Origin of the sequence: Mycobacteroides sp. LB1 (assembly GCF_013449725.1) — a bacterium.
Classification (GTDB): domain Bacteria; phylum Actinomycetota; class Actinomycetes; order Mycobacteriales; family Mycobacteriaceae; genus Mycobacterium.
Genome location: NZ_JACCFF010000001.1, coordinates 1,593,711 through 1,605,169, shown reverse-complemented (window position 1 = coordinate 1,605,169; position 11,459 = coordinate 1,593,711). Strand labels below are relative to the sequence as shown.

Genomic DNA, 11,459 nt, shown 5'->3' with positions numbered 1-11,459 from the left:
TTAGGACAGCAAGGCCGGATGGGGCAGTGGCGCAAACGGGTCGGCGACTCGCGGCGTGAAGGTCCCGTGGAACCCGATGGGTAGGTGATGCGTCAGGTGCGCCACCGCCAATGGGCCCTGCTCGACATCACGCGCGTCGAGAATCACTAACTGCGAACGGTTTTCCACAAGATCGTGATTGACCGCGAGCAGCCAGCCGTCATCCTGTGCCGCGTCTTTGTTGCGCGGCACAAAGATCGGTTCGCAGACCGAGGCCTTTCCGAAATCGCAATGTGTCATGGTGCCGGTGCGATGGTCGAACTTGAAGATGCCGTTGTAGTGGCCCTCGCGCTCCAGCGTTCCGGCGGTGTAGGTGATCTGATGGTTACGCGTGGACTGTCGCCAGTCATATTGCGGGAATTCGATTTTCGCGGACTGTGACACCACTTCCTCGGTGATCCTGCCGGTTGGTGATATGCGGAATCGAACCAGGTGACTGTCCGGAAATTCGCGGACTACCAGATGGTGATGAGGATTTGGGTGGTCCTTCGGCCCCATGGCGGCGTCCAGTGTTCGTCGTAAGAAATCCAGGCTCTCGTACCTAACGAATTCCACCACCGCGTCGGGCCCGTCTTGGAATGCGTTGGTGACGTGGATATGCAGCTGTGGATCATGTTCGAAGACAAGTGGCTTGGAGCCGTCTCTGGGGACCAGTATGAACTTGGTGCTCCCGTTGGTGAGTTGGTATTCGAGGCTTTCGTCGAAGCTCTTCCCGCGGATGAGCTGTCCGATGTTGGGCCGGATGGGGTCGAGCACGAATACGAGATACTTCTCCGTCAGTGCGAAGTCATGGTTCCATCCCATGTCCCAGAGAGTCACCGAATTTATCTGTGACATCCTCCCGTCAGCGCTCACGCGATAGCAGCGAAGTCGAGGTGTGGGAAAGACATCCAGACCGAAGTTGAACATCTCGCCGGTAACCGGATCCCACTTGGGGTGTGCGGAGAAGGCGCCGACATATCCGAGCTTGCCGCCAAAGTCATTGGTACCCAGGGTTTCCAGCGTGTTCGGGTCGATCCGGTGTGGCGGACCGCCTTCCCAGAGTGCCAACATCTCGCCACCAAGCGGAACGATGTTGGTGTTCGCCGTGTTCGCGGGCAGCCGGAGATTGGCGAGCAGTTTCCCGGGGACGTTGGTGGTGATGCCTCGCCTGCGCATCGCGCTGTCCTGCAACCCGTCCCGGAATTGTTGGGTGCGCACGTATCGGTTCGTGAAACGCACCGATGAACCGTCCAGGATGAAACGCGACACCATGCCGTCGGCATCGAATATCGTGCGAAGCACGGTGGTTCCGACCTCGAACTTGCCGGGGCCAATGCGGAAAAGCGTGCCGGTCAGTTCGGGCGGCAGTGTGCCGTCGACCTCTGTGACCTCGTAGTCGTACTCGCGGAGCTGGGATTCGAAGGGGCGGGCGACCAGCTCCTCGAAGTCCGTGTCGGAGGCTGAATGCTCGGGCGCAAGTGTCATGAACTCTCCTAGACCACATTGTCGGGCAGTTTCTGATGACGTGTGTCCTCAACATTAGCGAGTAGGTTGCGTATGTCAAGACGAAGGGCGTGTCAGCGTGACGAACGGGCAGATTCACCGCACGTACGGTGGCAAGACGCGAGAGCAGCGCCAGGATGAGCGGCGCGTGGCACTGGTGCGGGCGGGCCGTGAGCTCTGGAGTGACAAGGGGCTGGCCGCGGTCACCGTTCGGGGTGTTTGTGCTCGGACCCGGCTGACCGATCGATACTTCTATGAGCAGTTCTCGGTGATCGGCGACTTGGTTCTACAGATCGTGGACGACGTGTTCGCCGAACTGTTCCAGTCGATGGCAGAAGCCGGCCGGGTGGCTGGCGACAACCCGCATGCGCAGCTGACGGCGGGGCTCACGGCCTATCTTGAGCAGTCCATCGCGGACCGGGCGGTCCTGCGGATTCTGACATCCGATCTGGACGGATTTCCCGGGCTGGCCGCCAAGCGCCGCAGTCTTCAGCACCGTGTCGCGCGGGCAATACTTCTGACCATTGCGCCAGAGGTCTCGAAACCAGAGCCGGCCCTGCTCGATAGGGCCGTGTTCGGGGTCGGCGGCGTCACTCTCCTCATGGAGGACTGGCTCGCCGATGAAAATAGGTGCAGCGCCGGAGAACTGGGAGCTAAAGCCACCGACATGTGTATGCGCTTGCTGGGGCCGCTGACCTAGCCGTGGCTCAGGAACTTGGTGGGCCGTAGGTACAGGATCACCCGGTCCGCCTCATCGCCGGTGCTCTGTCCCGCCCACGGAGCCTGGTAGAGGTGAGCCAGTTCCTGGATGAATGACCCGGTGGGATCGTCGTCGATCTGGTCGATGGTGCCCCGCACCTCGAGGTATCGGTACGGGTTCGTGGGGTCCAGGATCGAGAAGGCGACGCGTGGCTCGGTCTGGATGTTGCGGAACTTGGCCCGCTTGTTGGTGTGGGTGAATCGCAGCCGCTCGCCGTCCCAGCTGAACCACATGGGACTGGACTGTGCGGAACCGTCGCCGCCGATCGTGGCCAGGTGGCCATAGAGCTGCTGTTCCAGGAGATCTTCGAAGCCTGCGGGGATTTCTGGCATGACCTATTTGAACATTCGGGCGGCACGGATGCTTCCCCGGTCAGACATGACGGATAGCTTCCGTTCGATTCGCCGGGAGCCAAAGACTGTTGTGCACTGGTCGGTGTTCCTAGGTTCGATCGCATGACATCGGCACCTGCTGCGCCCCCGCGGGCTCGGGTGCCAGCGGAGACTGCCGAGCCGCTGCGGGTGCGGCGCCGTCCGCGTCCGGGCAACTGGATCCTCTCGGGTGTGGCGCTGCTGTTGGTGGCGATGTTCGTGCATGGTCTGGTGCGTAACCCGGGATGGGACTGGCCGACCTTCGCGCGGTATTTCACCGCCAAGTCGGTGCTGGCCGCGCTGTGGCTGACCATCCGGCTGACCATTTACGGCACGGTGCTGGGGTTTGTGGTCGGTGTCGCGCTGGCGGCCGCGCGCCTCTCCAAGAACCCGGTCCTGCAGGTCATCTCGTGGACCTATGTATGGATCTTTCGGTCCATACCGTTGATCGTGCAGCTGCTGTTCTGGTTCAACATCGCCTACCTGTACGACACCATCAGCTTCGGGATTCCTTTCGGGCCGAGCCTGATCACCGTCGACACCAACGAGCTGCTGAGCGGTCTGACCGCCGCGGTGATCGGGTTGACCCTGCACCAGGGCGCCTATTTCGCCGAGATCATCCGGGGCGGAATTTTGTCGGTCGACGAGGGCCAGCTGGAAGCCGCTGCAGCCCTCGGTATTCCGCGACGGCGTCAGTTCTTCCGGATCGTGCTGCCGCAGGCCATGCGATCGATCATGCCCAATGCAGCCAACGAGGTCATCAGCCTGGTGAAGGGCACGTCCATTGTGTCCACCATGGCCATCGCCGATCTCTTCTACCAGGTGCAGGTCATTTTCGGGCGCAACGGACGCGTGGTTCCGCTGCTCATGGTGGCGACGATCTGGTACATCGTCATCACCTCGGTGCTGACGGTGGTGCAGTACTACATCGAGCGGCACTATGCGCGGGGTGTCAGCAGAGGGACCGGCCCGTGAGCACCATCGAGGTGCGCGGGGTGCGCAAGTCGTACGGTCAGCTGCTCGCGTTGCACGATGTGGATCTGACCGTGGAACAGGGGGAAGTGACGGTCATCATCGGTCCGTCCGGGTCCGGAAAGTCAACGCTCCTGCGCACGCTGAACCATCTGGAGAAGGTGGATGCTGGGACGGTACGGATCGACGGTGAGCTCATCGGATACCGGCAGCGGGGATCGGTGCTCTACGAGCTGTCGGAGCGGGCCATCTTGCGTCAGCGGTCGCAGGTCGGGTTCGTGTTCCAGAACTTCAACCTGTTTCCGCATCTGACGGTGCTGGAGAACGTCATTGAGGCGCCCTTGGCCGCACGGCGAGGTCCGCGAGCCGAGCTGATTGCCGAGGCGACCCGGCTGCTCGAACGGGTGGGAGTCGCCGACAAGGCGGCGGAGTATCCGCGGCGACTCTCCGGTGGCCAGCAGCAGCGGGTGGCCATCGCACGCGCATTGGCATTGCGGCCCAAGGTCATTCTGTTCGACGAGCCAACATCGGCCCTCGATCCTGAGTTGGTGACCGAGGTGCTCGACGTGATCCGTCAGCTTGCCCGCGATGGCGCCACCCTGGTGATCGTGACGCACGAGATCGGTCTGGCCCGGGAGATCGCCGACACCGTGGTCTTCATGGATCATGGCGCCATCGTCGAGCAGGGTCCGCCGACGGAGGTGCTGGACAACCCGTCGCACCCGCGTACTGTCGGCTTCCTCTCGAAAGTGCTGCCATGAGAAGCCTTGTCGTCCTGCTCTGTGCTGCGGTGCTCGTCCTCAGTGGTTGTGGGTCGGGAGTTGACCCGGCGACATCAACCTCCTTCAATCTGAGCCCGAACCAGGACCGAGTGCATGCCGCCCGGGTGGACGAAATAGCCGCCGAGGTGCCCGCGGCAATTCGGGAGCGCGGCACCCTCGTTGTCACCGGGGACGCCAACTCCGCACCGCCACTGCGGTTCTACGCCGATGACGACAAGACGATGATCGGTATTGAGACGGATTTCGCCTATCTAGTGGCGGACATCCTGGGGTTGCGCGTTGACCTGCGTTCGGCCGATTGGGCGCAGAACTTCGTCAAGGTCGACTCGGGCGAGGTCGATGCGTTCATCTCCAATGTGACGGTGACCGAGGAGCGCAAGGAGAAGTTCGACTTCGCGACATACCGTCTGGACAATGTCAGTTTTGAGGCTCGACGATCGCTGGACTGGAAGGTCCAGGGTGCCAGGGATATTGCCGGCAAGACCATCGGCGTCGGGTCGGGTACCAACCAAGAGGCGCTGCTGGTCCGGTGGAACGAACAGAATATCGCGGCAGGTCTTCCCGCCGCTGATCTCAAGTATTTCCAACAGACCACCGGCTACTACTTGGCGCTGGCCTCCGGTCGCATCGACGCCTATGTGGGACCCAACCCAACGGCGGTATTCCATTCGGGGGCGACCGGACAGACCAAGCTAGTGGGCACCTTCTCGGGTGCGGGGGACGCACTGCAGGGGGAGATCGCGGTGCTCACCAAGAAGGACAATGGCCTGGTCCGCGCCCTCGCAGACGCCGTCAACCATGCCATTGCCAGCGGGACGTATCGTAAGGTGTTGCAGCGCTGGGGATTGGAAAGCGAGGCGGTCGCCAAGTCAGAGATCAATCCCCGCGGACTACCCAGGCAAGGATGACATGACGGCGTGCGAGGATCTGCTGCAGTTCGTGACGGTGGAGCAGCAGGATCCCTTGGCGGCCCCGCTACTGGCCGAGCTGGCGGTCGAGTACAGCACCCGGTACGGCGGAACCCTTGACGAGCATCACGACTTCCTGGTCAACTACCCGGCCGCCCACTTCACGGCTCCCGACGGTGGGCTGCTGATCGGCGTGCAAGGCGGTGTGGCGGTCACCGGTGGCGCTTTCCAGCGTTACGACGCGGATACCGCCGAACTCAAGCGGATCTGGACATCCAGTGCCCATCGTCGCCAGGGCCTCGCGGTGCGCACGCTGGCCGCATTGGAGCTCGAGATCCGCGGCCGCGGGTATCGACGCATCTACCTCACCACCGGTCCGCGCCAACCCGAGGCCAAGGCGCTGTATCTCGCCGCGGGGTATCGACCGCTGTACGACCCCACCTTGTCCGCCGAAGAGGTCGGTATCCATCCGTTCGAGAAGGATCTCTAGGCCGCCCTCGCCCAACGCGGCAGCGACTGCCGTCGCCGCGCCACGATCATGAGATGGTCGTGATAACGGTCGGCCAGGCTCTGTAGTTCGCCGCGCACCTCGGGGTCGAAGATGCGGTCGACCTCCGCCTGTGACGGACCAATCTCATTGCCGTAGTGGACCTCCCACCAGGACTCCTCGAAGAACAGCGCCTCTGCCTCGATGACGGTCAGATCATCGGGGCAGGCGTACCCCTCGATGCGGGCCAGTGGCAGCTCGTCGACGACTTGCGGACCTGTCGGTATCGCGCCGAGCTCTGGTTGGGTAACCCCGCAGTCCCCGGTACGCGCGGCCCAGCGCACGGAGCCGTCGGTCATCCGGGTGGCACGCAGGTGCCGACGGGTCTTCAGGTCGTGATGGTCGTGGCAGACCGGGTGCAGATTCTCGAAGATGGTCCAGCCGCCGCACATCGGTGCGTCGTGATCGAACTCGACGATATGGTCCAGTTCGCATCGACTCGATGACATCGAGCAGCCTGGGAACGTGCAGGTAGGAAAGGCAGCTCGCACCCCGTCCGCGAGCCCGGCGGGGGGACGGTAGGTGAGTGCACCGGGCGGTGGATCCGTGTATCCGCCGCGGCCATCCGTGGGCGCGGGCTGTGGCGCTGCTGCCGTCGGGGGCGCCGAACCCGGTGCTGGGGTGTCGGTGATCGGTGCGGGCAGCGGCGTGCGCTTCACCACCGATCGACCGCCGACGGTGGGCGCCATCTTGCGCAGCTCCGTGAAAATTGCTTGCCAGTGGGCATTTTCGGCAATCTGTCGTGCCAGTTCCGGATCGATCGCCGAGCCGTCGCCGAGCCGCGCGGGATTACTGGCCAACCCCAGGAGCGTCTCCAAATCCACCACCACCTGCGCGAGATGCAGATGTTGAGGTGGGGCCTTGATGCCGAGATACGGACAATCGCTGACGCCGCATTGGCATTGGATGTGGTGCCCTCCCGCGAGGATCGACATAAAGGCATCCGCCATGCGCTGCCCATGGGTGCGTGGATCCTGCCGGCATACGGTGGACGCCACATCCTCGATCCTTCGCTCCGCCGTCCGGGCCTCCAACAGGGTGAGATGCGCTGTCAGGAAGGCCATCCCATCGGGGCTGGGCTGGACGCGAACATAGCGATTACCGGCGGCCTGCTCGCGGGCACGGGCCGCCTCGTCGGCATCATGCCGGATCCAGCGTCGCCAGATCGCGGACCGGAGACGTTGTGGCGGAAGCGTCTTCGCAAGCTCGGTAACCTCGGCGCTTATCACGTCGATGGTGTTCTGCGAGGCGGTAGCCAGCACCGAGCTGATCACGCACGCGTTGGCGTAGGACAGGTCCCCGTCGAGGAATGACTTTTCCACCAATGGCATTCGACGGCCCACCTGCTCGGCGCAGGTGATCAGCGTGGAGGTCGCCGATCGCGACAACCCCAGTGCCAACCCGATCTCCGCGCGGGCGAGCCTGACACCGGTCACCTCCTCGCCGTACTCGGCAAGCGACTGACACATGCGCTCTTCCAACACTCGCAGCGCCAGTAGAACACGTTGTGCTGCAGCGCGATTCTCGGCGTGTGCTCGATCGCGCATCTCGTCGAGCAGATGGGCCACCAGCTGGTCCGGGGCCGCATCCGGCTGAAACGAGGGATCTACACCGACATCCGGCGGGCATACTCCGTCCCCGGTATCTATCCGTCGAAACAGCTCGTCAAGCTCGGCGCGACGTCGGGATTCCTTGGTGGATAACCACTCTGCCTGCTCGGTCTCATTGGCCAACCACTGTTCGATCGGATCGACGAATGCCGCGTGGGCCTCATCCTCCTCGGCGGCCTGAGCGGCCATCATGAGGTCGGCCTGCTCGGAGGTGAGAAGCCTCACCCTTGAATCGAACATACGTTCGAGTATAAATGTGGTCCCGCCTCGCGTCAAGAGAAGGGTTTGCGCATCCGCACGGCCTGTCGGGGCCGGTCGCCATCAGGTCGAGCAGCACCTTGGTGCACGCCCGGTCCACGGGTTCGGCGCCGACACCGAGTGCGGACCAGCCCCAGAAGGCCTCACGCGCCCCCTTTCCTTCAGGGTGAGATTAACGCCGTCATCACTCGGATCGCGGACGTTGAGCCAACTGTGACGACACTGCTCGGCCTGGCCCTGGACGGGTACGGGTGGCATCCCAGCCAGGACAAGCACGCCAATGGCCCCCTCACCGGGAAGTACTGGACCGAACAGGTCCAGCTCGCCGAGCGTGGGCTATTGGATTTCGTAACCTTCGAAGACTCCTTCGCGCGGACTCCCGGCGGCCGCCTTGACGCGGTGCTGACCGCCGCGCGCGTGGCGCCGGCGACAACGCATATCGGACTCATCCCGACCGCACCGGCCACCCATAACGAGCCGTTCCACATCTCCAAAGCGATTGCCACCCTGGACATCGTGTCCGGTGGTCGTGCCGGCTGGCAGGTGACCATCGCCGATACCGAGGAAGAGGCCGATGCATTCGGCCGCACCAAGGTTCTGCCGCTGCAGGACCTGCTCGACGAGGCCGCGGACGTCGTCGAGGTGACCCGACGGTTGTGGGACAGCTGGGAGGACGACGCCGAGATCAGAGACCTGGACACCGGCCGCTTCATCGATAGGGAGAGGCTGCACTACGTCGACTTCGAGGGCCGGTTCTTCTCGGTCAAGGGGCCGTCCATCACCCCGAGGTCCCCGCAAGGGCAGTCGGTGGTCGCGGCGCTGGCCCGCAGCCGTCCCGGGCAGGTGTTCGCCGCGAAGAATGCCGATATCGTCTTCGTCACCCCGCACGACGGGGCATCCGCCGCCGAAATCCCGGCACGCCTGCACAACACGTCGAGCCATCGCATCATCAAGGTGCTGGCAGACCTCGTGGTCGCGTTCGGTCGCGATGACGAATTCCACTCGGATGCTGCCATATTCACCGGATCGGCCGCGGAACTGGCGGACCTTATCGGTCAATGGCACGAATGGGGAATAGACGGATTGCGCCTGCGACCGGCCGTCAACGCGCTCGATATCCCGGTCATAGTTGACGAACTCGTGCCCCTTCTTCAGACCCACCACGGGTTCCGCACGCAGTATGAGGCTGGCGCCTCCGAAACTCTCAGAGCGCGGTTCGGCCTGCCTACCGCCACCAACCGCTATGCAAGGAAGTCGGCATGAACGTCCCATTGTCGGTTCTCGACCTGTCGCCAGTCAGCCAAGGATCGGATGCCGCCACGGCACTGCGTAATTCAGTCGATCTGGCCCAGCGCGCCGAACAATGGGGCTACCGCCGCTACTGGCTCGCCGAACACCATTTCGTCGCGGTGGCCAGCACCGTGCCCGCCCTGGTGATCGCGCAGGTCGCCGCCGCCACCAGTCGCATCCGGGTCGGTGCCGGTGCAGTCCAGGTCGCCTCGACCACGGCGGCCGCGGTGGTCGAGAGCTTCGGCATCCTCGATGCGCTGTACCCCGGACGCATCGACCTCGGGCTCGGGCGAACGGGCCATCGGATCAGGGACCGTCTCGCCGGTAACGAGAAGAAGCCCGAACCCGCACCGGCCCGGGACGTCGATGGACTGTTCATCCCGCAGCCGCCCGCTGAGTTCGGGATCAAGGACAACCCGAAGCTGCGCGCGACCGTGGCCACCTTGCAGCAGCCCGGCGCTCAGATCCCCGATTTCGAACAACAGGTGGCCGATATCCAGGCATTCCTCGACGGCACCTATGTGAGCCCGGAAGGCGTTGCGCTGCATATCCGTCCGGGAGAGGGTGCCGATCTGCCGTTATGGCTTTTCGGCTCCAGCAAGGGGGAGTCGGCCCAGGTCGCCGCGCGACGGGGACTGCCGTTCGTGGCGAGCTACCACACCACCCCGTGGTCCACCCTGGAAGCGGTCGAGGCGTACCGCGATGCCTTCCGTCCGTCGTCGGCGCTGACGCAGCCGTATGTGATTGTCTCCGCGGACGCGGTCGCCGCCGATGACGAGCAGACGGCACGCCACCTCACCAGCACCTTCGGACAGTGGGTGCACTCGATTCGTTCCGGGCGCGGCGCCATACCGTATCCCAATCCCGATGATGCACAACCACTTACCCACGAGGAACGCCAACAGGTGGAGGACCGTGTCGCCACCCAGTTCGTCGGCGATGCGGGCCAGGTCGTCGAGCGGCTCGATGCCCTGGCGCGGGTCACCGGCGCCGACGAGCTCGTCATCACCTCCATCACCCACCGTCACGAGGACCGGCTGCGCTCCTACGAACTCGTCGCCAAGGAATGGGGGCTTATCTGATGACGGACACCGAAGTCAGGGAAGGCAAGCATCGCAAGCCCATCCACCTCGCCGCGCACTTTCCGGGAGTCAACAACACCACGGTGTGGTCGGACCCGGCCTCGGGCAGCCAGGTCGATTTCGCATCCTTCGTGCATCTGGCGCGCGTCGCGGAGCGGGGGCTGTTCGACTTCTTCTTTCTTGCCGAGGGGCTGCGACTGCGTGAGCATCGTGGCCGGATCCACGATCTCGATGTCGTCGGACGGCCCGATACCTTCACGGTGCTCGCCGCGCTGGGCGCCGTCACCGACCAGCTCGGGCTGGTGGGCACCATCAACACCACCTTCAATGAACCCTTTAACGTCGCACGGCAATTCGCCACCCTCGACCATCTGTCGGACGGCCGGGCAGGCTGGAACATGGTCACTTCATCTGATGCCTTCACCGGCGAGAACTTCCGGCGCGGCGGATTCCTGAACCACGCCGACCGGTACCACCGGGCCGAGGAATTCATCAGCGTGGCACGCAAGTTCTGGGACAGCTGGGACGAGACGGGCGGCGTCAACCCGGTGTCGCATCAGGGGCCGCAGTTCACGGTGAGTGGCGTCGCCAGCGCGCCGGCCTCCCCGCAACGCCATCCGGTGCTGCTGCAGGCGGGGGATTCCGCGGACGGGCGCGACTTCGGCGCCAAGCATGCCGATGCGCTGTTCACCATCCATTCCTCGATTCCGGCGGGGCAGAAGTATTACGCCGACGTCAAGGCTCGGGCCGTCGCGCACGGTCGAAACCCGGATCAGCTCAAGGTCTTTCCCGGAGTCGCCTATGTCCTCGGTGACACCGAACACGAGGCGATCGATAAGGCGGCGCATATCAGGGATCAGCAGGTGGGCCCGCATACCGCTCTCGCCTATCTGGAACAGGTGTGGGGCCGTGACCTTTCCGAGTATGACCCGGATGGACCATTGCCGGACGTCGAGCCGACGGGGGACGAGTCGATTACCCGTGGCAAGGCCCGCCATGGCGACCCACGGGAGATCGCTGCGAAGTATCGGGAGCTTGCGGAGGCCAAGAACCTGTCCATCCGCGAACTGATCAAGGAAGTCACCTCGCGCCAGCAGTTCATTGGTACCCCGTCACAGGTGGCGGCGGAGGTGGACCGCTATATCCAGGCAGATGCCTGCGACGGATTCATCCTTGTCCCGCACCTGACTCCGGGCGGCCTCGACGACTTCGTCGACACCGTGGTGCCGCTGTTACAGGAGCGTGGCGCGTTCCGCACCGAGTACGAGGGTGAGACCCTGCGCGAAAATCTCGGGCTAGACCCCGTCAACTCAACCGCCGAGACGGCGCTGAGAGCGTGACAACGTCGCGGTCTC

At 63.9% G+C, this 11,459-nt stretch carries 11 protein-coding genes; 8 read left to right on the top strand and 3 right to left on the bottom strand.

The genetic code is table 11. The features are described 5' to 3' along the window. Positions 1 to 1,506, bottom strand: coding sequence for a carotenoid oxygenase family protein (locus tag MLB1_RS07860; protein WP_180749085.1), 1,506 nt, complete (start codon positions 1,504 to 1,506; stop codon positions 1 to 3). 97 nt (positions 1,507 to 1,603) lie between these two features. Here MLB1_RS07860 and MLB1_RS07855 point away from each other — a divergent pair, with 97 nt between their 5' ends. Then, the gene (locus MLB1_RS07855; RefSeq protein WP_180749083.1) at positions 1,604 to 2,224 is read left to right on the top strand and encodes a TetR family transcriptional regulator; all 621 of its coding nucleotides are present in this window, start codon (positions 1,604 to 1,606) and stop codon (positions 2,222 to 2,224) included. Here the strand turns inward: MLB1_RS07855 and MLB1_RS07850 are convergent. Beyond that, the gene (locus tag MLB1_RS07850) at positions 2,221 to 2,616 is read right to left on the bottom strand and encodes a PPOX class F420-dependent oxidoreductase (RefSeq protein WP_180749081.1); all 396 of its coding nucleotides are present in this window, start codon (positions 2,614 to 2,616) and stop codon (positions 2,221 to 2,223) included. The two genes, MLB1_RS07855 and MLB1_RS07850, sit on opposite strands and share 4 nt — an antisense overlap. 123 nt (positions 2,617 to 2,739) lie before the next feature. On the opposite strand from MLB1_RS07850, the gene MLB1_RS07845 reads away from it, so the two are divergent. The 4 genes from MLB1_RS07845 to MLB1_RS07830 are packed head-to-tail and all read left to right on the top strand — an operon-like array spanning position 2,740 to position 5,807. After that, entirely contained in the window at positions 2,740 to 3,630 is an 891-nt protein-coding gene (locus MLB1_RS07845) for an amino acid ABC transporter permease (RefSeq protein WP_180749075.1), read from the top strand. Further along, the gene (locus tag MLB1_RS07840; RefSeq protein ID WP_180749074.1) at positions 3,627 to 4,388 is read left to right on the top strand and encodes an amino acid ABC transporter ATP-binding protein; all 762 of its coding nucleotides are present in this window, start codon (positions 3,627 to 3,629) and stop codon (positions 4,386 to 4,388) included. The genes MLB1_RS07845 and MLB1_RS07840 overlap by 4 nt, the downstream gene beginning before the upstream one ends. Beyond that, the gene (locus tag MLB1_RS07835) at positions 4,385 to 5,317 is read left to right on the top strand and encodes an ABC transporter substrate-binding protein (protein ID WP_180749072.1); all 933 of its coding nucleotides are present in this window, start codon (positions 4,385 to 4,387) and stop codon (positions 5,315 to 5,317) included. The genes MLB1_RS07840 and MLB1_RS07835 overlap by 4 nt, the downstream gene beginning before the upstream one ends. 1 nt (position 5,318) lies before the next feature. Further along, positions 5,319 to 5,807, top strand: a complete 489-nt coding sequence (locus MLB1_RS07830) for a GNAT family N-acetyltransferase (protein ID WP_180749070.1) — start codon at positions 5,319 to 5,321, stop codon at positions 5,805 to 5,807. Here MLB1_RS07830 and MLB1_RS07825 read toward each other — a convergent pair. Next, positions 5,804 to 7,714 (bottom strand): HNH endonuclease signature motif containing protein, encoded by a 1,911-nt coding sequence (locus MLB1_RS07825; RefSeq protein WP_180749068.1) that lies wholly within the window; start codon positions 7,712 to 7,714, stop codon positions 5,804 to 5,806. The genes MLB1_RS07830 and MLB1_RS07825 overlap by 4 nt on opposite strands. A gap of 231 nt (positions 7,715 to 7,945) precedes the next feature. Between MLB1_RS07825 and MLB1_RS07820 the strand changes: the two genes are divergently transcribed. Genes MLB1_RS07820 through MLB1_RS07810 form a run of 3 tightly spaced genes read left to right on the top strand, consistent with a single transcriptional unit; the run spans position 7,946 to position 11,444 of the window. After that, positions 7,946 to 8,995, top strand: a complete 1,050-nt coding sequence (locus MLB1_RS07820) for an LLM class flavin-dependent oxidoreductase (protein ID WP_180749066.1) — start codon at positions 7,946 to 7,948, stop codon at positions 8,993 to 8,995. Continuing rightward, the gene (locus MLB1_RS07815; protein WP_180749064.1) at positions 8,992 to 10,104 is read left to right on the top strand and encodes an LLM class flavin-dependent oxidoreductase; all 1,113 of its coding nucleotides are present in this window, start codon (positions 8,992 to 8,994) and stop codon (positions 10,102 to 10,104) included. Before MLB1_RS07820 ends, MLB1_RS07815 begins: the two co-directional genes overlap by 4 nt. Next, positions 10,089 to 11,444: an NtaA/DmoA family FMN-dependent monooxygenase gene (locus tag MLB1_RS07810; protein WP_180749062.1), complete on the top strand. Its 1,356-nt coding sequence runs from the start codon at positions 10,089 to 10,091 to the stop codon at positions 11,442 to 11,444. Before MLB1_RS07815 ends, MLB1_RS07810 begins: the two co-directional genes overlap by 16 nt. The last annotated feature ends 15 nt before the right edge of the window (positions 11,445 to 11,459 follow it).